This window comes from Amycolatopsis sp. cmx-4-54 (genome assembly GCF_046548895.1).
Taxonomy (GTDB): domain Bacteria; phylum Actinomycetota; class Actinomycetes; order Mycobacteriales; family Pseudonocardiaceae; genus Amycolatopsis.
The window spans coordinates 362,235-383,950 of the sequence record NZ_JAEBEJ010000002.1 but is presented as its reverse complement, the minus strand read 5'-3'; the positions used below and the strand labels follow the sequence as shown (position 1 = coordinate 383,950).

General features: G+C 67.3%; 21 protein-coding genes. 11 read left to right on the top strand and 10 right to left on the bottom strand.

The window, feature by feature from the left end; translation table 11 throughout:
• Positions 1 to 14: 14 nt before the first annotated feature.
• The 3 genes from trxB to ACLJQ7_RS07070 all read left to right on the top strand — a co-directional run bounded on the left by trxB (position 15) and on the right by ACLJQ7_RS07070 (position 2,774).
• Positions 15 to 1,010 (top strand): thioredoxin-disulfide reductase, encoded by a 996-nt coding sequence (trxB, locus tag ACLJQ7_RS07080; protein ID WP_410647328.1) that lies wholly within the window; start codon positions 15 to 17, stop codon positions 1,008 to 1,010.
• Positions 1,011 to 1,051: 41 nt separating this feature from the next.
• Positions 1,052 to 1,375: a thioredoxin gene (trxA, locus tag ACLJQ7_RS07075; protein ID WP_034321876.1), complete on the top strand. Its 324-nt coding sequence runs from the start codon at positions 1,052 to 1,054 to the stop codon at positions 1,373 to 1,375.
• A gap of 250 nt (positions 1,376 to 1,625) precedes the next feature.
• Entirely contained in the window at positions 1,626 to 2,774 is a 1,149-nt protein-coding gene (locus tag ACLJQ7_RS07070) for an N-acetylmuramoyl-L-alanine amidase (RefSeq protein ID WP_410647327.1), read from the top strand.
• Positions 2,775 to 3,058: 284 nt separating this feature from the next.
• Here the strand turns inward: ACLJQ7_RS07070 and ACLJQ7_RS07065 are convergent, their stop codons facing one another.
• A complete protein-coding gene (locus tag ACLJQ7_RS07065) occupies positions 3,059 to 3,703 on the bottom strand; it encodes a GNAT family N-acetyltransferase (protein ID WP_410647326.1) in 645 nt (214 codons plus the stop codon).
• Between the two features lie 196 nt (positions 3,704 to 3,899).
• Here ACLJQ7_RS07065 and ACLJQ7_RS07060 point away from each other — a divergent pair, with 196 nt between their 5' ends.
• Together ACLJQ7_RS07060 and ACLJQ7_RS07055 are read left to right on the top strand one after the other, a co-directional pair.
• Positions 3,900 to 5,219 (top strand): PLP-dependent aminotransferase family protein, encoded by a 1,320-nt coding sequence (locus ACLJQ7_RS07060; protein ID WP_410647325.1) that lies wholly within the window; start codon positions 3,900 to 3,902, stop codon positions 5,217 to 5,219.
• Between the two features lie 34 nt (positions 5,220 to 5,253).
• The gene (locus ACLJQ7_RS07055) at positions 5,254 to 6,204 is read left to right on the top strand and encodes a D-alanine--D-alanine ligase (RefSeq protein ID WP_410647324.1); all 951 of its coding nucleotides are present in this window, start codon (positions 5,254 to 5,256) and stop codon (positions 6,202 to 6,204) included.
• Positions 6,205 to 6,209: 5 nt separating this feature from the next.
• Here the strand turns inward: ACLJQ7_RS07055 and ACLJQ7_RS07050 are convergent, their stop codons facing one another.
• From ACLJQ7_RS07050 to rpmH, 9 genes are all read right to left on the bottom strand, one after another.
• Positions 6,210 to 6,542 carry a hypothetical protein gene (locus ACLJQ7_RS07050; RefSeq protein WP_410647323.1) on the bottom strand — a complete coding sequence of 111 codons (333 nt, stop codon included), beginning with the start codon at positions 6,540 to 6,542 and terminating at the stop codon, positions 6,210 to 6,212.
• 363 nt (positions 6,543 to 6,905) lie between these two features.
• On the bottom strand, positions 6,906 to 7,922 hold the full coding sequence (locus ACLJQ7_RS07045; RefSeq protein WP_410647322.1) for a ParB/RepB/Spo0J family partition protein: 1,017 nt from the start codon (positions 7,920 to 7,922) through the stop codon (positions 6,906 to 6,908).
• On the bottom strand, positions 7,919 to 8,848 hold the full coding sequence (locus tag ACLJQ7_RS07040; protein WP_410647321.1) for a ParA family protein: 930 nt from the start codon (positions 8,846 to 8,848) through the stop codon (positions 7,919 to 7,921). Before ACLJQ7_RS07040 ends, ACLJQ7_RS07045 begins: the two co-directional genes overlap by 4 nt.
• 64 nt (positions 8,849 to 8,912) lie before the next feature.
• Entirely contained in the window at positions 8,913 to 9,590 is a 678-nt protein-coding gene (gene rsmG, locus ACLJQ7_RS07035) for a 16S rRNA (guanine(527)-N(7))-methyltransferase RsmG (protein ID WP_410647320.1), read from the bottom strand.
• A gap of 212 nt (positions 9,591 to 9,802) precedes the next feature.
• The gene (locus ACLJQ7_RS07030) at positions 9,803 to 10,360 is read right to left on the bottom strand and encodes a protein jag (protein WP_410647319.1); all 558 of its coding nucleotides are present in this window, start codon (positions 10,358 to 10,360) and stop codon (positions 9,803 to 9,805) included.
• A gap of 30 nt (positions 10,361 to 10,390) precedes the next feature.
• The gene (gene yidC / locus ACLJQ7_RS07025; protein ID WP_410647318.1) at positions 10,391 to 11,494 is read right to left on the bottom strand and encodes a membrane protein insertase YidC; all 1,104 of its coding nucleotides are present in this window, start codon (positions 11,492 to 11,494) and stop codon (positions 10,391 to 10,393) included.
• A gap of 4 nt (positions 11,495 to 11,498) precedes the next feature.
• Complete coding sequence (gene yidD, locus ACLJQ7_RS07020) at positions 11,499 to 11,804, bottom strand: membrane protein insertion efficiency factor YidD (RefSeq protein WP_034321908.1); 306 nt, start codon at positions 11,802 to 11,804, stop codon at positions 11,499 to 11,501.
• 4 nt (positions 11,805 to 11,808) lie between these two features.
• Positions 11,809 to 12,201 (bottom strand): ribonuclease P protein component, encoded by a 393-nt coding sequence (gene rnpA / locus ACLJQ7_RS07015; protein ID WP_126734759.1) that lies wholly within the window; start codon positions 12,199 to 12,201, stop codon positions 11,809 to 11,811.
• Between the two features lie 23 nt (positions 12,202 to 12,224).
• Entirely contained in the window at positions 12,225 to 12,368 is a 144-nt protein-coding gene (gene rpmH, locus ACLJQ7_RS07010; RefSeq protein ID WP_005154511.1) for a 50S ribosomal protein L34, read from the bottom strand.
• Between the two features lie 604 nt (positions 12,369 to 12,972).
• Here rpmH and dnaA point away from each other — a divergent pair.
• From dnaA to gyrB, 6 genes are all read left to right on the top strand, one after another.
• Positions 12,973 to 14,607: a chromosomal replication initiator protein DnaA gene (gene dnaA / locus ACLJQ7_RS07005; protein ID WP_034321912.1), complete on the top strand. Its 1,635-nt coding sequence runs from the start codon at positions 12,973 to 12,975 to the stop codon at positions 14,605 to 14,607.
• A gap of 923 nt (positions 14,608 to 15,530) precedes the next feature.
• On the top strand, positions 15,531 to 16,664 hold the full coding sequence (dnaN, locus tag ACLJQ7_RS07000; protein WP_410647317.1) for a DNA polymerase III subunit beta: 1,134 nt from the start codon (positions 15,531 to 15,533) through the stop codon (positions 16,662 to 16,664).
• A 37-nt stretch (positions 16,665 to 16,701) separates the two neighbouring features.
• On the top strand, positions 16,702 to 17,592 hold the full coding sequence (gene gnd, locus ACLJQ7_RS06995; protein WP_410647316.1) for a phosphogluconate dehydrogenase (NAD(+)-dependent, decarboxylating): 891 nt from the start codon (positions 16,702 to 16,704) through the stop codon (positions 17,590 to 17,592).
• Between the two features lie 9 nt (positions 17,593 to 17,601).
• Positions 17,602 to 18,756 (top strand): DNA replication/repair protein RecF, encoded by a 1,155-nt coding sequence (gene recF, locus ACLJQ7_RS06990; RefSeq protein WP_410647315.1) that lies wholly within the window; start codon positions 17,602 to 17,604, stop codon positions 18,754 to 18,756.
• Between the two features lie 273 nt (positions 18,757 to 19,029).
• Positions 19,030 to 19,521 (top strand): DciA family protein, encoded by a 492-nt coding sequence (locus tag ACLJQ7_RS06985; RefSeq protein WP_410647857.1) that lies wholly within the window; start codon positions 19,030 to 19,032, stop codon positions 19,519 to 19,521.
• A 205-nt stretch (positions 19,522 to 19,726) separates the two neighbouring features.
• Entirely contained in the window at positions 19,727 to 21,694 is a 1,968-nt protein-coding gene (gyrB, locus tag ACLJQ7_RS06980) for a DNA topoisomerase (ATP-hydrolyzing) subunit B (RefSeq protein WP_410647314.1), read from the top strand.
• The last annotated feature ends 22 nt before the right edge of the window (positions 21,695 to 21,716 follow it).

Here is a 21,716-nt window from a genome sequence, read left to right as displayed (position 1 = left end):
AGCGGAGGTCACGGGTGGCTGCCGAGGAGATCAGGAACCTGATCGTCATTGGATCTGGTCCTGCGGGATACACCGCCGCTGTCTACGCGGCACGGGCGCAGCTCGAACCGCTGGTGTTCGAGGGCACTCAGTTCGGCGGTGCGCTGATGACGACGACGGAGGTCGAGAACTTCCCCGGCTTCCGCGAGGGCATCCAGGGCCCCGACCTCATGGAAGAGATGCGCGAGCAGGCCAAGCGTTTCGGCGCCGACCTGCGCCAGGAAGACGTCGAGTCCGTCGAGCTGACCGGTGACGTCAAGTACGTCGTCGCGAACGGCAAGCGGTACGCGGCCCGCGCGGTCGTGCTCTCGATGGGCGCCGCGGCCCGCTATCTGAACGTGCCCGGCGAGCAGGAGCTGCTCGGCCGCGGTGTTTCCGCCTGTGCCACCTGCGACGGTTTCTTCTTCCGCGACCACGACATCGTGGTCGCGGGCGGCGGCGACTCGGCGATGGAGGAGGCGACCTTCCTGACGAAGTTCGCCAAGTCCGTCACGATCGTCCACCGCCGCGAGGAGTTCCGCGCCTCCAAGATCATGCTGGAGCGCGCCCGTGAGAACGAGAAGATCAAGTGGGCGCTCAACAAGCAGATCACCGAGGTCGAGGGTGAAGGCAAGGTCGAGGGCCTGAAGCTCAAGGACACGGTGACCGGCGAGGAGTCCAAGCTGGACGTGACCGGGTTCTTCGTCGCGATCGGTCACGACCCGCGCAGCGAGCTGGTCCGCGGCCAGGTGGACCTCGACGAGGACGGTTACGTGCTCACCAAGGGCCGCACCTCGTACACGAACCTTCCCGGCGTTTTCGCCGCGGGCGACCTGGTCGACCGCACGTACCGGCAGGCGATCACCGCCGCGGGTTCGGGCTGCGCCGCGGCGATCGACGCGGAACGATGGCTGGCGGAGCACGCCGGTGTCGAGGCCGCCCAGGAGACCCCTGAGCTGGTCGGTGGCGGTTACGGCCCCACCACCAACTGACCTTTCCCACACCGGAGTTCCACCACCCAGAAGGAGACATCATGGCCAACACCGTGACGGTGACCGACAAGAGCTTCGTCGACGACGTGCTGACGAGCGAGAAGCCCGTCCTGGTCGACTTCTGGGCGACCTGGTGCGGTCCGTGCAAGATGGTCGCCCCGGTGCTCGAGGAGATCGCGGCGGAGAACGGCGAGAAGCTGACCGTCGCGAAGCTCGACATCGACGCCAACCCGAACACTGCGCGTGACTACCAGGTGATGTCGATCCCGACGCTGATCCTGTTCCAGGGCGGCAAGCCGGTGAAGCAGATCGTCGGTGCCAAGCCGAAGGCCGCGCTGCTGTCGGACCTCGCCGACGTCCTCTGAACTCGCGTTTCACCTGCCGAAACCCGGGGCCTGCCCAGGCCCCGGGTTTCGTCGTCACGAGGAATGGGTAAATCTTCCCGTTACGGGAACGCCTGGACGAGTTTCACGAACGGGCGCTTGACGCACCGACCGGGCCTCCGCGCTCACCGAGAGTTCACAGGGCACAATAGAGCACCGGGGTTCGCCCCGCAGGTTTTTCAAAGTCGTGCATCGAGCTCGATCGGTGCCCAAAGGGAAGAGCGAGGAGTGCATGCGGGTACTCCGCCGCGGTGACGCCGGACCGGACGTCGCCGAGATCAGGTCCACGCTGGCGGCGATGGAGCTGCTCCCGCCGGTGACCGAATCCGGGGAGTACGAGGTCTACGACACGGCGATGGAACATGCCGTGCGGGCGTTCCAGCAGCGCCGTGGGCTCATCACCGACGGTCTGGTGGGTCCGGCCACCTATCAGGCGCTTCGCGGCGCTGGCTTCCATCTCGGCAGCCGCCCGCTGACCTACATGTTCTCCGCACCCATGCAGGGTGACGACGTCTTCGCGCTCCAGGAGCGGCTGACCGAGCTCGGTTTCGACGCCGGCCGCCCGGACGGGCACTTCGGTCCCCAGACCGAACGCGCGCTCAAGACCTTCCAGCGCGATATGCGCCTGGTCGCCGACGGTATGTGCGGCCCGGCCACCATCCGTGAACTGCACCGGCTCTCTTCGCCGCGCGCCCGCGGCGGCCGCCCCGTTTTCCTGCGCGAGCAGGAGCAGGTGCGTCAGGCGGGCCCCCGGCTGCGGGGCAAGCGCATCGTGATCGACCCTGGCCACGGCGGCGAGGACCTCGGTGTCGTCGCCAGCGGTCTGCGTGAAGCGGACATCGCCTGGGATCTGGCTCGGCGGCTCGAAGGCCGGATGCAGGCCACCGGTATGGAGGCGCTGATCTCGCGCGGCCCGAACCAGAGCCCGAGCGAGGGTGAGCGGGCGAAGTTCGCGAACGAGGCGGGCGCCGACCTGTTCCTTTCGCTGCACAACGACAAGAACCCCTCGCCCAAGGCGCAGGGGGTCGCGAGCTTCCACTTCGGCACCGGCAACGGCACCACGTCGACCGTCGGTGAGCTGCTGGCGGGTTTCATCCAGCGCGAGCTGGCCGCCCGCACCGGCATGCGCGACTGCCGCACGCACTACAAGACCTGGGAGATCTTCACCCGCACCCGCTGCCCGGCGGTCCGGATCGAGATCGGTTACCTGACCAACCCGGAAGACAGCCGCAAGCTGGCGGATCCCGCTTTCCGCGACGTCGTCGCCGAAGGCATCCTTGTCGCCGTGAAGCGCCTGTACTTGCTCGGTGAAGGGGACCAGCCGACCGGCACGTTCACCTTCGCGGACGTCCTGGCCCACGAACTCGCCAAAGCGGAGTAGCCAGTCCTCCACACCCGCACGCGGGCGCACATCCGCCTGCCGACGCCCTCGGCACAACCGGTTGTGTGCCCCCTCGCCCGGGCACGCCATCCCTAGCTCCACCCCGCGCGCAGCCCCCGCCCTTCCCGGGGGGCGTCCCCAGGTCCAGCCTACCCATCCACAGATTTTCCACCGCTCCTATCAGCGATCTGTGGATAACTCGGCGGGTTACCCACAGCTGTCCCCAGGCCGGGGGATGGTCGCTGCGCGCGCTCGAAAACTCTGCTAAAGCGGGCGAAGAAAGGTCAGGCGCGGCCCATGCTCGGCTCGGCCGTCGTGATGGAGACCTGGCCGAGCAGCCGTTCGAGGGCTGCCTCCACGTCTTCCTTCCACGAGATCGCCGACCGCAGTTCCAGTCGCAGCCGCGGCCACCGCGGGTGCGGCCGCACGGTCTTGAACCCGACGCCCTGCAGGAACGCGGCGGGCAGTACACAACTGTGCCCGCCGTCCGGATCGGTCTCGTCGGGCTTGGCGTCCCCGAAGGCTTCGATCGCGCGGACACCGCGTTTGGTGAGGTCCTTGGCGACGGCCTGCACCAGCATCCGGCCGAGCCCGCCGCCCTGGAATTCGGGAAGCACCTGGAAGGCGGTCAGCAGGACCGCGTCAGGGCCGGGAGGCGAAGTCGGGAAGGCCAGGGAGCGCGGCACGGCGTTCGGCGGCGCGTAGAGCACGAAACCGACGGGCAGGGTGTCGCTGTAGACGATTCGGCCGCAGGACCCCCACTCCAGCAGCACATTGGAGACCCAGGCTTCCTTTTCGACCTCGGTCGCGCCGTATTCCTCGGCCTGCGCCTTCATATGCGGCGCCAGCTCCCAGTACACGCAGCGGCGGCAGCTCTTGGGCAGGTGCTCGAGGTTGTCCAGGGTTACGCCCACGACGCGACGCGACACCGACAAACCTCCCTGAATGAGGAACACCCGACGCGGCCTTGTCCCGAGCAGGGCTCACCGAAGGGGTCCAGACCGAGGATAGGCCGATGTGATGAACACCGGAAGGCCAGGGCCCCTCAAGGGAGGGTGGTTACACTCGATGGAACTACCAGACGGTAGCGACTATGTCCACTTCGAAGCACGGGTGAAGCGCCTGATGACCGAGAACCGCCCTGTCCGGCCGGAGCCCGGCCGACACAACCTCGACCCTCATCTCGACCGCTACGCCGCGCGTACGGCCGGGATGACTGCTTCCGAGATCAGGGCCTTGTTCGCGGTGGCCAGTCGCCCGGAAGTGGTGTCGCTCGCCGGCGGGATGCCGAACCTCGCCGCGCTGCCGTTGGACACGCTGTCCGCGCAGGTCGGCGAGCTCATCGCCCAGGAAGGCTTGGTCGCGCTCCAGTACGGCTCCGCGCACGGGATTCCGTCGCTGCGTGAGCAGATCTGCGAAATCATGGCCCTCGAAGGCATCAAGGCCCACCCGGACGACGTCGTGGTGACGGTCGGCTCCCAGATGGGGCTCGACATGGTCACCCGGCTGTTCTGCGATCCGGGTGACGTCATCATCGCCGAGGGCCCGTCGTACGTCGGCGCGCTCGGCTCATTCGCCGCGTACCAGGCGGACGTCGTCCACGTCGCGATGGACGATCACGGTCTCGTCCCCGAGGGTCTGCGGGCCGCGCTCGCGGAGACGCGGAAAGCGGGCCGCCGGGTCAAGTTCCTCTACACGATCCCCAACTTCCACAACCCCGGCGGCGTCACGCTGGCCGTCGAGCGGCGCGCGGAGATCGTGGAGATCTGCCGGGAGAACGACATCCTGATCGTCGAGGACAACCCGTACGGGCTGCTCGGCTTCAGCGGTCAGACGTACCCCGCGCTCCGCTCGATCGACCCCGACAACGTCGTTTACCTGGGCTCTTTCTCGAAGACGTTCGCTTCCGGCCTGCGAGTCGGCTGGGTGCTCGCGCCGCATGCCGTCCGGGAGAAACTCGTGCTCGCGGCCGAATCCGCGACGCTTTGCCCGCCGACGCTTAACCAGTTGATCGTGTCGCGATACCTCGCGACGCACGACTGGATGGGGCAGATCAAGACGTTCCGCGAGAACTACCGGGAGCGCCGGGACGCGATCCTGACCGCGCTCGATCAGCATATGCCCGCCGGCTGCAGCTGGACCAAACCCGATGGCGGTTTCTACGTCTGGATGACCGTCCCCGAAGGCGTGGATACGAAGGCGATGCTGCCGCGAGCCGTCACGGCACGCGTCGCGTACGCCTCCGGAACAGGTTTCTACGCCGACGGTTTCGGCAGCAGACAGCTTCGACTTTCCTACTGCTACCCGACGCCCGAGCGGATCCGTGAAGGCGTACGGCGGCTCGCCGCGGTACTCGAGTCCGAAATGGACCTTGCGCGTACCTTCGGTAACGCGAGCCCACGCTCGATCTCGGGGCCGCAGAACCCCTCTCCGGACACGGTCTGATCGGCCGGACGTCCCCAAGCACGAAGGAGTCTCGGTGGTCGACCGCACCGTTGCCGTACTCGCAGGCGGACTTTCTCACGAACGCGATGTCTCTCTCCGCTCCGGACGCCGGCTCTCGGTCGCGTTGCGGGCGGAAGGTCTCATCGTCGAGGAGTGGGACACCGACGCGAGTCTGCTCGAACGTCTTCGCACCCAGCGGCCCGACGCGGCCATTGTCGCCCTTCACGGTGGTGAGGGGGAGAACGGCGCGGTGCAGACGGTGCTGGAGATGCTCGACGTGCCTTACGTAGGCACCAGTTCGCGGGGCTGCCGCCGCGCATGGGACAAGCCGACGGCCAAGGCGCTCGTCGCCGACGCGGGTTTCACCACGCCGGACTGGGTCGTGCTGCCGCACAGCACCTTCCGTGAACTCGGCGCGCAGGCCGTGCTCGACTCGATGGTCGAAACGCTGGGCCTGCCCATGATCCTCAAGCCGGACCAGGGCGGTTCGGCGCTGGGCGCCCAGGTCGTCAAGGACGCCACCGAGATGCCCGGCGCGATGGTCGGTTGCTTCGCTTACGGCGACACCGTTCTCGCGGAGAAGTTCGTATCCGGCGTCGAGGTGGCCGTGACGGTCATCGAAGGCGAGGAAGGCCCCGAGGCCCTGCCCGCGGTGGAGATCGTGCCGGAGAGCGGCGTGTACGACTACACCGCCCGTTACACCGCCGGGCTGACCGACTTCTTCACTCCCGCGCGGATCCCCGACGACGCAGCCAAGGCGGTCGGCGAGCTGGCCGTCGCCGTGCACCGGCAACTCGGGCTTCGTGACATCTCGCGCACCGACGCCGTGGTCGCCGAAGACGGCACGGTTTACTTCCTCGCGGTGAACCTGTCACCGGGCCTGACCGAGACGTCGATCGTCCCGGTGGCGATCGAGGCGTCCGGCGCCACCCTCGGCTCGGTGTTCGCCGGCCTCGTCGGACGGGCGATTTCCCGCAAGAGCTGAAACCTTCAGTTCTGGACGACGACTACCTGGTATTCGTCTTCGTAGACGATCCGTCCCGGATTCGCCGACCGGACGGTCACGCACGGGATCTCGTGCATCTCCAGAATCGCCAGGTAGCCGTCGACCCGCTCGATGAAGACACGAGCGGTCGCCTTGAACCACGCAGCGGCCCCGGGATTGATCTCCGCGTCGTAGACGTTCGGATCGACGTGCGCCGGGTTGATGAAATTCGCGTCGTACCAGTCGTTGTTCGCCCGGCGGAAGGCTTCCTGCTCGACGGTCAGGCGTCCGGCTCGGGCGAGCCCGTTCGAGGCCGAAGACGCCGGTGAAGTTTCCACGCACATCGCGGGCCGGGCTCTGAAAGCGGACGAAGGGGAGACCGGTCACTGCCGAGGCCGGCCGCTCTTCGTCGCACAGCAAGCCGATCACGAGATCGGCGGCCAGTTTCACGGGAAACATCTCCGAAAGCCCGCCGCGAACGTTTCGATCACCAACGTCGGCGACTCGTGCGCGATCTCGGCTGCGGCCGGGAGCGTCCTGCCGATCACCGATGCCTTCTCCTCCGGGCCGAAGGGCAGACCGCGCGGGGATTTCGACCACTGACGGGCCCCTTCGTACTCGCCCCCAGTTCAAGCACTCAGCGTGAGTGAATCATCAGCATTCAGCTATCGTCACCGTGACAAAACGACCTGGGGTGATCCCTAATCGATTTCGCGTGTCCGATTTGCCTGATTTTGATCCATCAGCGCCACGATGCGTTCAAGATCGTCAACGGATCCGAATTCGAGCGTGATCCGCCCCTTCCGGCGACCCAAGTCGACCTTCACGCGAGTGTCGAACCGGTCAGAAAGCCGGTTCGCCAGTTCCTGGAGTCCGGGTGCCTGGATCGGCTTGCGGGGAGCGGGCTTCGGCTTGGCCGGCTTTTCGCTCTTCTTGAGCGTGACGGCTTCTTCGGTCGCACGAACCGACATGCCTTCCGCGACGATCCGCGCGGCCAACTCTTCCTGACTGTCGGCATCCTCAAGCGACAGCAGCGCCCGCGCGTGGCCCGCTGAAAGCACCCCGGCCGCGACCCGTCGCTGGACCGCGAGGGGAAGTTTGAGCAAGCGGATCGTGTTGGTGATGACCGGCCGGCTGCGCCCGATCCGCCCCGCCAGCTCCTCGTGCGTGACCGCGAACTCGTCGAGCAGCTGCTGATACGCGGCCGCCTCTTCGAGCGGGTTGAGCTGAACGCGGTGGATGTTCTCGAGCAACGCGTCGCGCAGCATCGCCTCGTCGGCGGTCTGGCGGACGATCGCCGGGATCGCCTCCAGCTCCGCCAGCTGGGAGGCACGCAGGCGCCGTTCGCCCATGACGAGTTCGTACTCGTCGGTGCCGAGTTCCCGGACCACGATGGGCTGCATGAGCCCGAACTCGCGGATCGAGTGCTCCAGCTCGTTGAGCGCGTCCTCGTCGAAGACCTGCCGCGGCTGCTTCGGGTTCGGCTTGATCTGGCCGATCGGCACCTCACGGTAGACCGCGCCGGCGACCGTTCCGCCGTGCGAATCGGCCGCGCCGTTGGCCGCGAACCAGCCCTTGTCATCCGGCCCGGTGGGCTTGCTCGCGGGCGCGGACGGGACAGGTGAGCCGTTCTCAGCCGGGGGCGCCGAACCCGGCGGCGGGCCGGTGGGGATCAGGGCGGCGAGCCCGCGCCCGAGCCCCCCTCTGCGCTCGCTCATGCCGTACCGCTCCTTTCCTTCATCTCCGCTCCGCGCTGGGCGATCTCCTTCGCCGCGTCCACGTAGCTCATCGCACCCCGGGAACCCGGGTCGTATGCGAGGACCGTCTGCCCGTATCCGGGGGCCTCGGAGACCTTCACGCTGCGCGGGATCACCGTCTTGAGCACAGTGTCCCCGAAGTGGTTCCGGACCTCGTTCGTCACCTGATCGGCCAACTTCGTCCGGCCGTCGTACATGGTGAGCAGGATCGTGGAGACGCTGAGTTCGCGGTTCAGGTGCGCCTGGACGAGCTCGATGTTGCTCAGCAGCTGACCCAGACCTTCGAGCGCGTAGTACTCGCACTGGATCGGGATCAGCACCTCCTGCGCGGCGACCATCGCGTTGACGGTCAGCAGACCGAGCGACGGCGGGCAGTCGATGAAGACGTAGTCGACGCCGATCTCGTCGAGGATCTCGGCCGACAACGCCTCCTTGAGCCGCATCTCGCGAGACGCCATCGAGACGAGCTCGATCTCGGCACCGGCGAGGTCGATGGTGGCGGGCACGCAGTAGAGGTTGGGCGACTGCTCGCTCTGAGCCGCCGCCTCGACGAGCGACACCTCGCCGATCAGTACCTCGTAGATCGACGGCGTACCGGATCGGTGGTCGATGTCGAGCGCGGTGCTCGCGTTGCCTTGAGGGTCGAGGTCGATCACGAGCGTCTTGAGCCCGTGCACGGCCAGGGCGGCGGCGAGGTTCACCGTGCTCGTCGTCTTGCCGACGCCGCCCTTCTGGTTGGCGACCGTCAGCACCCGCCGACGGCTCGGCCGGGGGAGCGCACCCTCCTTGGGGTGCAGCACGCTGGCGGCGCGGACGGCTTCTTCGGCGATGGGCGTCCAGCCGAGTTCCTGGCCGACGCTCGCAGGGTCGGACGGCGGGGGAGTCACCGGTCTCGAGCCTCCTCTGTATTGGACGTGGGAGTCGTTCTGCGTTGTTTCACGTGGAACCGGTCTAGCTACGCCTGCGCGATCGAGACGGTTTCGGGGGCAGACGATGGATCACGACGACCGTGCTCGGAACCTCGAGCACCTTGGTGCCGCACTCGAAGACTTCCGGTTCGCCGCCGCCGGCCTTCCGGACGGCGGCGCGATCGCGTTCGATTTCCTCTCCAGCGCTCGCTCCTTTGAGGGCGACCAGCGCACCTTCGGAACGCACGAGCGGGAGGCACCAGTTCGCGAGCCGGGCCAACGGAGCGACCGCCCGGGCGGTGACGACATCCGCGCCACCGAGCTCCTCACGTACCTGCCGCTCCTCCGCGCGCCCGCGGACAACGGTGATGGGGAGTTCCAGCTTCTCGGCAACCTCGGCCAGCCAGTCGATCCGGCGGGCCATCGGTTCGAGCAGAACGATATCGAGGTCCGGTCGGCTGATCGCGAGCGGTACACCCGGAAGCCCGGCACCCGAGCCGACGTCGACCACGCGGGCGCCGTCGGGGATCCGCTCGCCGATCACGGCGGAGTTGAGGACGTGGCGCTCCCACAGCCGGTCGACCTCCCGGGGCCCGATGAGCCCGCGCTCGACGCCGTGCCGCTCCAGGAGTTCGACGTAGCCGACGGCTTGCTCGACGCGGTCTCCGAATACTTCCGACGCCGTATTTCGTACCGATGCGGCGACCCCGTCCAAGCCCACTCTCGCTCCTCAACCCTCGACGCCGTTTCACGTGAAACGCGCTCCACTGATTGTCCATCACGCCGACCGCAAAGCGGGGAGACAGTCCGAAGTTGTGGACAACTCCACTCGCTCTCACCGGTTTCACGTGAAACGCCACGCGTGTAATTCACCCGGACAACGAAGAAGCGGCCCGCCGGATGACCGGCAGGCCGCTTCGTTCGAGAAAACCCTCAGGCGGGGAAGATGACGACCCGGCGCTTCGGGTCCTCTCCTTCGCTCTCGCTCTTGACTCCGTCGACGGCGGCGACCGCGTCGTGCACGACCTTCCGCTCGAACGGGCTCATCGGCTGCAACCGGACACGCTCGCCGGAGGAGACCACCGTCTCGGCGGTCGAGCGACCGAGCTCGCGGAGCTCCTCGCGACGGTCCGCGCGCCAGCCCGCGATGTCCAGCATCAGACGGCTCCGCGAACCGGTCTCCTGCTGCACCGCCAGCCGCGTCAGCTCCTGCAGAGCCTCGAGGATCGTGCCACGGGGGCCGACGAGCTTCTCCAGGTCTTCGCCGCCGTCGATGCTGACGATCGCGCGGCCCGCTTCGACATCGAGATCGATGTCGCCGTCGTAGTCCAAAAGGTCGAGCAGCCGCTCGAGGTAGTCGCCCGCGATGTCGCCCTCCTTCACGAGGACGTCGTCGTCGACACCTCCCTTGCGAGCGGTCTCTTCAGCGTCGCCCTCAACCTCGGCCGCGCTGTTCTCCTCGGCGTCGATCGTGTCGATCGTCTCCGCCATTACTGGTCTCCTCTCCGGCCCGGATCGGCGTCAGCGACGCTTCCGGCCCGATTTCTTAGTCGAGTCCGAGATGAGCCCGGTCGCTTCCGCGCCGTTCTCCTTCGAGCCGTTGGTCGACGGCTCGGCTGATGCGTTCGTGGCGTCCTTCTTCTCCGCGGCGGCGGAGTCGGTCTGGGCGAAGCCGTGCGGCGAGCCCGCCTTCTTGACCTGACCGCCGGAGGACTGCTTGTTCCGCTTCTGCTGGACCGGCTTCTGACCGGGTCGCGGGGCGGTCGGCTTCTGGCCGGGCTTCGGGCCGAGGTTCGCGCGCTTCTCCTTCTCGGCTTCCTTGCGGGCCTCTTCTTCCTTGTCGATCTTCGTGTAGACGAGGCGCTGCTGCATCAGGGTCCAGCCGTTGTTGGCGAGCCAGTAGATGAGCAGGCCGATCGGGAACAGCGCACCGAAGACGAGCACACCGATCGGGAAGACGTACATCGTCAGCTTGTTCATCATCGCGGTCTGCGGAGTGGCCGACTCGGGGTTCTGGCGCTGGACCGAGTGGCGCGCGGTGAGGTGCGTCGCGATACTCGCGATGATCATCAGCGGGATCGCGACCGGCGCGACGCCCCAGTGGAAGCCGGCGGCCGTGTTCCCGCCGCTGACCATGTCGACACCGGTGTAGATCGCGTCGCCGAGGTTGACGCCGAACAGCTTCGCGTGGACGTAGGACTCGACGCCGGCCTGATCGAAGAAGTAGTTCTCGGTCTTCGGCCCGCCGTACGGGTTGATGGTGAACATCCGCAGGACGTGGTTCAGACCGATGAAGACCGGGATCTGAAGCAGCATCGGCAGGCAGCTGCCCAGCGGGTTGACGCCGTGCTCCTTCTGGAGCTTCTGCATCTCCATCGCCTGGCGCTGCCGGTCGTTGGAGTACTTCTTCTGGATCTTCTTCATTTCCGGCGCGAAGTCCTGCATCTTCTTCATCGACCGGACCTGGTTCACGAACGGCTTGAACATGATGCCGCGGACGGTCACCGTCAGGAAGATGATCGCGAGGACCCAGGAGATCGCGTTCGCCTCACCGAACACGAGCCCGAAGACCTTGTGCCAACACCACAAGATGAAGGACACGGGGTAGTAGATGAAGTCGAGCACTGAGCTACTCCTCGATCGGTGTTTCAGGTCGGCGGTGGCGCCACGAGAACGTCTCGGGTACCGGGTCGCGCCCGGGCATGGTCCACGGGCCACAGCGCAGCAGACGCCGGACCGCGAGATAGCTACCGCGGCCGGCGCCGTGCCGGGTCAGTGCCTCGACGGCGTACGCGCTACAGCTCGGGTAGAACCGGCACGCCGGAGGAAAGAAGGGGGAGATCGCCTTGCGGTACAGCTTGATGGGCAGGAGCAGCACCCATGCCACCGGGCCGGGCCGGGCGTCTTCGGTGGTCTCGTTCTCGGTGGCTCGCATGCCGTTACACCGCTGATCCGTTGTCGGGTGGTCGCGTCTGGCGGGACTTCCCGGACAGCCCGAGGCGCCGCAACGACGCGTCGAGGTCCGAACCGAGTTCCGCGCTGGACGCGTCCGCGGCCGGGGGTAGTGCCCGTATCACCAACGAGCTACCCGGCGGCAGTGTTCCGAGCCTGGCGGAAACGAGATGTCTCAACCGGCGGGTGACGCGGTGGCGGACCACCGAGTTCCCCACGGCCTTGCTCACCACAAAACCCGCCCGCGCCGCTTCGGCGGCATCGGGCGGGTCCGTGGTCAACGCATGGACGACGAGGCGGCGCCTGCCTGCCTTGGCCCCACGCCGCATCACGGCACGGAAATCCTCACTGCGCCGCAACCTCGCGGCGGCCGGCAGCACGACGTCCCTCGACGACGGCCGGATCAGGCGGACAGCGCGCCGCGGCCCTTGCGACGACGAGCCGCCAGGATGGCCCGGCCGGCGCGGGTCCGCATGCGCAGCCGGAATCCGTGGACCCGGGCGCGGCGGCGGTTGTTCGGCTGGAAGGTGCGCTTACCCTTGCTCACGACTAACTTCTCCTGTTTCTCGGCCGCCGGGAACGGTTCGACCCGTTCCTGGCGTGTCGTGCTGACGCACGGCAGTCTCTGGTGTCTCCTACCAACGTGTGGCCTCGTCACGTCGAGCGACGACAACGTGGGCACGCGAAACGCCCCCGCTGTATACGGGAGACCTTACGAGGGTACGCACCCACCGCCCGAGCCCGGCAGGCACCCCCTCGACCACGCACCGCGACGGCACGGGAAGAGTGCTCACCGACGACGCGAGGGCATCGAATGGCAACGCGCCGTACCCCGTGAAATGCTTGCCCGCGAGGACGCCTTGTGGCAACGAGCGGGGCTTGTTAGCGTGCCCCTCCCGGGTTTACGCCGAGGTGGAACGGTGCAGGCGCCCGGGTGTCCTCACCGGATGTGGAGGCGTCCCGTCGGCATACGTCGAGCCCGCAGGTGACGTCACCGCGGGCCGCCGTACATTAGTGCACAGCTGTGGACAACTATGTGGATATTTGCTGTGCGCATGAGTCGATCGGGCCAGGATGACGCTCGACCCGGCGTTTCGGGCCGCTGAGTGATCTCGCCGCAGCGCACCGATGAGGGGAGGGGAGTCAGGCAGGTGTCCGATCACCAGCACAATCTTGGCGTCATCTGGGAACAGGTCGTGCGCGAGCTGTCGGACGGCACCCTCTCCCCGCAGCAGCGCGCCTGGATGCGGGTGACCCGGCCGATCGGCCTGCTCGACGGCACCGCGCTCCTCGCCGCCCCCAGCGATTTCGCGAAGGAAGCAATCGAGCGCGCCCTCCGCGGCGCCATCACCGAAGCCCTTTCGCGCCGGCTCGGCCGCGCGGTCTCGCTCGCGGTGAAGGTCGACAGCACCGAGCCCTCGATGCCCCCGCCGCCGCCCTCACCCGGCCCCCGCTACGAACCGACGTCACCCAGCCGGGTGGAAAACGGTTCCGGTCCGGTGCCGGGGCCTCCTCCGCTGCCCGAAGGCGACGGCATGCTGTCCCCGACCAGGCCCCGGCCCGAGCCTCCGAAACCGAGGCCGCCGAGGCAGCAGCCGGTGGACAACAGCCTCAACGATGGCGATGACAGCGATGAAGAAGTCGACGAAGAGGGCGAGGCCCTCGCCGCCGTGACCGAGATCTGGCCGACCTTCTCCGGCCAGCCGATCGCGGGGCAGCCCTACACCGCGCCGGCGCAGCCGCAGACGTCGAAGACGAAGCTCAACGAGAAATACACGTTCGACACCTTCGTCATCGGTGCGTCGAACCGCTTCGCGCACGCGGCCGCGGTCGCCGTCGCCGAAGCGCCGGCGCGCGCGTACAACCCGTTGTTCATCTGGGGAGAGTCCGGACTCGGGAAGACCCACCTCCTGCACGCGGTCGGGCACTACGCCCAGCGGCTGTTCCCCGGCATGCGCGTGCGGTACGTGTCGACCGAAGAGTTCACCAACGACTTCATCAACTCGCTGCGCGACGACCGCAAGGTCGCCTTCCAGCGCCGCTACCGCGACATCGACATCCTGCTCGTCGACGACATCCAGTTCCTGGAAGGAAAAGAAGGTACGCAGGAAGAGTTCTTCCACACCTTCAACACCCTCCACAACGCGAACAAGCAGATCGTCGTCTCCTCCGATCGCCCGCCGAAGCGCCTCGAAACGCTGGAAGACCGGCTGCGCACGCGGTTCGAGTGGGGCCTCATCACCGACATCCAGCCGCCGGAACTCGAAACCCGGATCGCGATCCTTCGCAAGAAGGCCGCCCAGGACCGGCTCGCGGTTCCCGGCGAGGTCCTGGAGTTCATCGCTTCGCGCGTCGAAGCGAACATCCGGGAACTCGAAGGCGCGCTCATCCGCGTCACCGCCTTCGCGTCGCTGAACCAGCAACCCGTCGACGTCGCACTCGCCGAAATCGTGCTCCGGGACCTCATCCCGGATTCGCACGCGCCGGAGATCACCGCGCCGACCATCATGGGCGTCACGTCCGAGTTCTTCGACGTGACCCTCGACGACCTCTGCGGCCCCGGCAAGACGAAGGCGCTCGCGACCGCACGCCAGATCGCGATGTACCTCTGCCGCGAACTCACCGACATGTCCCTGCCGAAGATCGGGCAGACCTTCGGCGGCCGCGACCACACCACCGTCATGCACGCGGACAAGAAGATCCGCAAGGAGATGGCCGAACGACGGCGCATCTACGACCAGGTGCAGGAACTGACTTCGAGGATCAAGCAGCGCGCGAGGCAGTAACCCTTAGCACACAAGGCTTTCAGGGGCTCTCACCGTCCAGGTGAGAGCCCCTTCTACATGCCCTCGTCCGGGCGGGGACGCCGTCCACATAGGTCAGAAGGGCGTGTAGAGACGCGAAGGGTGGGTACATGAGGAGAAGCAGCGAAGAACGCGAAGGACGCGAAGCGCGCCTAAGTTCCCTTCGCGATTTTCCTTGTGTACAAAGGGAATCCACATGCTGTGGGTAGCTTGTGCACAACTCCGGCAGGCGGAAGACCTGCGGCGATCGGATTTCCGTCCACATCGCACTCACAGGCGATCCACAGCATTTCCACACCAAGATCCACACCTTGTCCCCAGGTTACCCACATCTTGTGCACAAGGGTGAAACGGCCCGCTCGGATCACTCTCCCGAGCGATTCCGGTCACGAACGCCGCCCACAACCCTGGGTACAAACCGGCGCACAACTGGGGATAACCGTGGGGACAACTGTGGATGACTGTGGACAGATCGGGGGCCGCCCGAAACCATCCACCGACGCACCCGATTGTCCACCGTCCGTACACACCCGGAGTCCACAGCCTCAGACGTGCCCGGACCTGCGAGAACGAGGCTTGTCCACACAATCCACAACGCCTATTACTACTGCTGTCTTTTCTTCTTCTCTAGAAGAGAACAAAACAAAAACAGGCGAAGGACGAATCTGGGGACAGCCGGTGAGCCGTGTCGTCTTGTCGACAAAAGCAAGGGGAGGCCGAGGTGACGCGGACCCCGGGGACGGCCTAACGTGGGTCCCTGCACCTGGTCTGCGTGTCGACGTGCGTTCGCGTCCTCGCTCGGACCGGACAACACCTGCGAGGCACCTGGCCATCGCGCTCTCCGGCCGAGGTGACCCGTTGAGCCTTCGAGCCGTCAGGGGCTCGGCTGTCGAAAGGAAGCGCGCATGAAGATCCGCGTCGAGCGTGACGGGCTGGCCGACGCCGTCGCGTGGGTGGCGAGAAGCCTCCCGTCGCGGCCTCCGGTCCCGGTGCTGGGCGGTGTCCTGCTCGATGCGGGATCCGACGGGACGAGTGACGCCCTCACCGTCTCCGGATTCGACTACGAGGTCTCCGCCACGGTCGGCGTCCCGGCCACCATCGCCGACGGCGGCCGTCTCCTGGTCTCCGGCCGCCTGCTGGCCGACATCACCAAGTCGCTGCCCGCGCAGCCGGTCGAGATCTCCGTCGACGGCGCCCGCGCCACCATCACCTGCGGCTCCGCGCGTTTCTCCCTGCCGACCATGCCGGTCGAGGACTATCCGCAGCTCCCGTCCCAGCCCGCCTTCGCCGGTGAACTCACCGGTGACGCGTTCGGCCAGGCCGTCACCCAGGTCGTCGTCGCCGCGGGCAAGGACGACACCCTCCCGATGCTGACCGGCATGCGGCTGGAGATCTCCGGCTCCTCACTGACCATGGTCGCCACGGACCGCTTCCGCCTCGCGATGCGCGAGTTCACCTGGGAGCCGGCCGAAGGGCTGTCCGACGCCGCGGTGCTCGTCCCGGCGCGCACGCTCGCCGAGGCCGCGAAGACGCTCGGCGCCAGTGGGGCCAAGATCCGGCTCGCGCTCGCCAGCGGCGAAGGACTCCTCGGTCTCTCCGGCTCCGGCCGCTACACCACAACCCGCCTCCTCGACGCGGAGTTCCCGCCGTACCGGCAGCTGCTGCCGGCGCAGCACACGTCGCGCGCGATCATCGAGGTCTCCGCGCTCGCCGAGTCCATCAAACGTGTTTCGCTCGTCGCCGAGCGTGGCACCCAGGTGCGGCTGGAGTTCAACGAGGGTTCGCTGCGGCTCTCCGCCGGTGGCGACGACGAGGGCTCGGCCGAGGAAGAGCTCCAGGTCGACTACGAGGGTGAGCCGGTGACCATCGCGTTCAACCCCGGTTACCTCGTCGACGGGCTCGGCGCGTTGAACGCGAACCGGGCGGAACTGACGTTCACCACCCCGAACCGGCCGGCGCTGATCAAGCCCGCCGACGAGGAGGGCAACGTCGTCCCCGGCTACCTGTACCTCCTGATGCCGGTTCGCCTCCCGGGCTGACCGGCCTTCACATCTGTTCGCACCAAAGGGGATCTTCATGGCTCAGCTGGGACTCATCGGCCTCGGCAAAATGGGGTTCAACATGCGTGAGCGGTTGCGCGCGGCCGGTCACGAGGTGGTCGGCTACGACCGCAACCCCGACGTCACCGACTCCACCTCACTCGAGGACATGGTGTCCAAACTGGACGGTCCCCGGATCGTCTGGATCATGGTGCCCGCCGGTGAACCCACCCGGCAGACCGTCGCCGAGCTCGGCAACCTGCTGTCCGAGGGCGACCTGGTCATCGACGGCGGCAACTCGAAGTACACCGACGACCGGATCAACGCGGACCTGCTCGCGACGAAGAAGATCGGCTACCTCGACTGCGGGGTTTCCGGTGGCGTCTGGGGCAAGGACAACGGCTACGGCCTGATGGTCGGCGGCGCGGCATCGGACGTCGAGAAGGCCATGCCGATCTTCGACGCGCTTCGCCCCGAAGGCCCGCGAGACGAGGGCTTCTCGCACGCCGGCGCCGTCGGCTCCGGTCACTACGCGAAGATGATCCACAACGGCATCGAGTACGGCATGATGCAGGCCTTCGCCGAAGGCTTCGAGCTGCTCGAAGCCGCGAAGGTCGTCGAGAACGTGCCCGCGGTGATCAAGGGCTGGCAGCGGGGGACCGTCGTCCGCTCGTGGCTGCTCGACCTGCTCGTCCGCGCGCTCGACGAGGACCCGGAGCTGGACGACCTCGAGGGCTACGTCGAGGATTCCGGCGAAGGCCGGTGGACGCTGGAAGAAGCGATCAACAACGCGGTTCCGGCGCCGGTCATCTCGGCCGCGCTGTTCGCGCGGTTCGCTTCGCGCCAGGAGGACTCCGCCGCCATGCGGGCCGTCGCCGCGCTGCGCAACCAGTTCGGCGGGCACGCCGTGAAGAAGATCGGTGGCTAGGTAGCGGGGGTGTACCTCAGACATCTCCAGGTCACCGACTTCCGGTCCTGGCCACAAGCCGATCTCGCGCTCGAACCCGGCCCGACCGTCCTCGTCGGACAGAACGGCCGCGGCAAGACGAACCTCCTCGAGGCGATCGGCTACATCGCGACCCTGGGCTCGCACCGCGTCGCGACCGACGCGCCGTTGGTGCGGCACGGGTGCGAACGCGCGCTGATCAGGGTCGCGGTGGTCAACGAGGACCGCGAGCTGACGGTCGAGCTGGAGATCACGCCCGGCAAGGCGAACCGCGCGCGGGTCAACCGCGGCGCGGTCGGCAAGCCCCGCGACGTGCTCGGGATCCTGCGCACGGTGCTGTTCTCCCCGGAGGACCTGGCGCTCGTGCGCGGGGATCCCGGGGAGCGCCGCCGCTTCATGGACGAGCTCCTCGTGCTGCGCGCGCCCCGGTACGCCGGGGTCCGCGCCGACTACGAGAAGGTGCTGAAGCAGCGGAACGCCCTGCTCAAGACGGCGGGCAAGCGGCGTACGGGACGCGAAGACCCGTACGCGTTGTCGACGCTCGACGTCTGGGACGACCACCTGTCGGTGGCGGGTGCCGCGTTGCTGGCCGCCCGGCTGAACCTGATCGCGGACCTCGCGCCGCACGCGGCCGCCGCGTACATGGGGGTCGCGCCCGACTCGAGGCCCGCGAAGATCGCGTACAAGTCGAGCCTGGGCGAAGCGATGCCGGAGGGGTACGGGGATCCGGACGGGCCTCGCGCGGACGAGGCGGTACTCAAGGAAGTGCTGGTCGAGGCGCTGAAACGGGCGCGGAACCTGGAGCTGGAACGCGGGGTGAGCATGGTCGGCCCGCACCGGGACGAGCTCGATCTCATCCTCGGCGAAGCACCGGCGAAGGGCTACGCGAGCCATGGGGAGTCCTGGTCGTTCGCCCTCTCGTTGCGTCTGGGAAGCTACGAGCTCCTGCGTGGCGAGGCCGGGGAACCGGTGCTTCTGCTGGATGATGTGTTCGCCGAGCTGGACCGGCGTCGCCGGGCCCGGCTGGCGGAGGTGGCGGCAGGCGCCGAGCAGGTGCTGGTGACCGCCGCCGTGGACGAGGACGTGCCCGCCGAACTGGCCGGGCACCGGTTCCTCGTGGCGGATGGTGAGATCAACCGAGGGTGACCGCCGAGACGGACACCCCGGGTGATCGGCGCCACAGCAGTTGCCCACCGATCTGGGGACAAACCTGTGGACAGTGTGGATAACACCGGGAACGCGTTATCGCCCCGCGTGACCAAAGGGCCTGATAAGCGGCTTGACACCCCCCGTCCGGGCGGTAACCCGGGTGAGGGAACCTTGTTCGACACGCACCGTGAGCGAACCCCGGTACCGAACGGCCCAACCGATACCGAAAGCAAGGAACCGGCTACGGGTCGTGACCTCGCTCGTGCCGCTCTGGACGCCGCGAAGGCCAAGGCCAAGGCCCGCGGCGTTGAACCGGGCGTGCGTCGCGGCCGTATCACCGGAGGAGGAGCCGGTTCGGGAGGGCAAAGCTCGCGACGTCGTCGCTGGTCAGGGCCGGGCGCCGACGCCCGCGACCCGCAACCGCTCGGCAGGCTCGCCTCCCGGATCGCGGTCGACCGAGGCTGGAACACGCGGCTGGCCAACGGTCAGGTCTTCGGCCACTGGGCACGGCTGGTGGGTGAAGAGGTCGCCGAACACGCGCAGCCGGTGGCCCTGAAGGACGGCGAGCTGACCGTCCGCGCGAGCTCGACGGCGTGGGCGACGCAGCTTCGCCTGCTTCAGGGGCAGCTGCTGGCGAAGATCGCGAAGGGCGTCGGGCACGGCGTGGTGAAGAAGATGCGGATCCAGGGGCCGACGGCGCCGAGCTGGCGGAAAGGGCCACGGCACGTGCCGGGACGCGGCCCGCGTGACACGTACGGCTGATCCGAGTTGCGCTTCGCCGGGACTGTGCCACCAGCGCCCCGAGAACGCGCCCAGAGCGCTTCGCGAACGTCAAGACTCTTCTTCGAACGAATTAGCGCGCCTGTGAGCAAATCAGGGGTGTCCTTGCCGCATGTCAGCGGACGCGGCCAAGTACACTGGAGACGAGCGAGCGTCCGCTCGGGCGAGACGAGGAGAATCAACACCTGTGACCGAGAACAAGAGCGAGTACAACGCGTCGTCGATCACGGTGCTCGAAGGCCTCGAAGCCGTCCGCAAGCGTCCCGGTATGTACATCGGTTCCACCGGTGAACGCGGCCTCCACCACCTCGTCCAAGAGGTGGTCGACAACTCCGTCGACGAGGCGATGGCCGGCCACGCGACCAAGGTCGAGGTCACCCTGCTCGCCGACGGCGGGGTGCGGGTCGTCGACGACGGCCGCGGTATCCCGGTCGACATGCACCCCAAGGAGATGAAGCCGACCCTCGAGGTCGTGCTCACCGTGCTCCACGCGGGCGGCAAGTTCGACAGCGACTCCTACGCGGTCTCCGGTGGTCTGCACGGCGTCGGCGTCTCCGTGGTGAACGCGCTGTCGAAGAAGCTGCTCGCCGAGGTCAAGTACGGCGGCCGCAGCTGGCGCCAGGAGTACACGGACCAGCTTCCCGGTGAGCTGCAGGACCTCGGTCCGGCCGACGAGACCGGAACGACGATCACCTTCTGGGCCGACGGCGACATCTTCGAGACCACGACGTACAACTTCGAAACGATCTCCCGGCGTCTTCAGGAGATGGCGTTCCTCAACAAGGGCCTGACCCTTTCGCTGCGCGACGAGCGCGTCGCCGACGAAGAGACCGAAGAGGACGCATCCGGCCAGGCGGCGCGGGTCAAGGAAAAGACCTACTGCTACCCCGGCGGTCTCGAAGACTTCGTCAAGCACATCAACGGCAGCAAGGATCCGATCCACTCCTCCGTGATCTCCTTCGAGGCCAAGGGCACCGGCCTCGAGGTCGAGGTCGCCATGCAGTGGAACAACGGCTTCACGCCGTCGGTGTACACCTTCGCCAACACGATCAACACGCACGAGGGCGGCACGCACGAAGAGGGCTTCCGCGCCGCGCTCACCCGCGTCGTCAACGCGTACGCGCGCGAGAAGAAGCTGCTCAAGGAGAAGGACGCCAACCTCTCCGGTGACGACGTGCGCGAGGGGCTCGCCGCGATCGTCTCGATCAAGCTGTCCGAGCCGCAGTTCGAAGGCCAGACCAAGACCAAGCTGGGCAACAGCGAGGCCAAGACGTTCGTGCAGCAGACGTCGAACGAATGGCTGGCCGACTGGTTCGAGCGCAACCCCACCGAGGCGAAGACGATCATCAACAAGTCGATCTCCTCGGCGCAGGCGCGGATGGCCGCCCGCAAGGCACGCGACCTGGTCCGCCGCAAGGGCGCGCTGGAGATCGGCGGGCTGCCCGGCAAGCTGAAGGACTGCCGCTCGACCAACCCGTCGGAATGCGAGCTCTACATCGTCGAGGGTGACTCGGCCGGCGGTTCGGCCAAGGAAGGCCGCGACTCGATGTACCAGGCGATCCTGCCGATCCGAGGCAAGATCATCAACGTCGAGAAGGCCCGTATCGACCGCGTCCTCAAGAACAACGAGGTCCAGTCGCTGATCACCGCGCTCGGCACCGGGATCCACGAAGAGTTCGACATCGAGAAGCTGCGCTACCACAAGATCGTGCTGATGGCCGACGCCGACGTGGACGGCCAGCACATCACCACGCTGCTGCTCACCTTCCTGTTCCGGTTCATGCCCCCGCTGATCGAGCACGGGCACGTGTTCCTCTCGCGCCCGCCGCTGTACAAGATCAAGTGGCCGCGGCAGGAGCCGGAATACGCGTACTCCGACAGGGAACGCGACGCCGTCATCCAGGCGGGTGTCGAAGCCGGCCGGAAGCTGCCCAAGGACGACGCGATCCAGCGCTACAAGGGTCTCGGCGAGATGAACGCCGAAGAGCTGTGGGAGACCACGATGGACCCGGCGAACCGGCTGCTCGGCCAGGTCACCCTGGACGACGCCGCGCAGGCCGACGACCTGTTCTCCGTCCTGATGGGCGAGGACGTCGAAGCGCGCCGCTCCTTCATCACGCGTAACGCCAAGGACGTGCGGTTCCTCGACGTCTAGCGACGCCCCCGCTCTTTTGTCC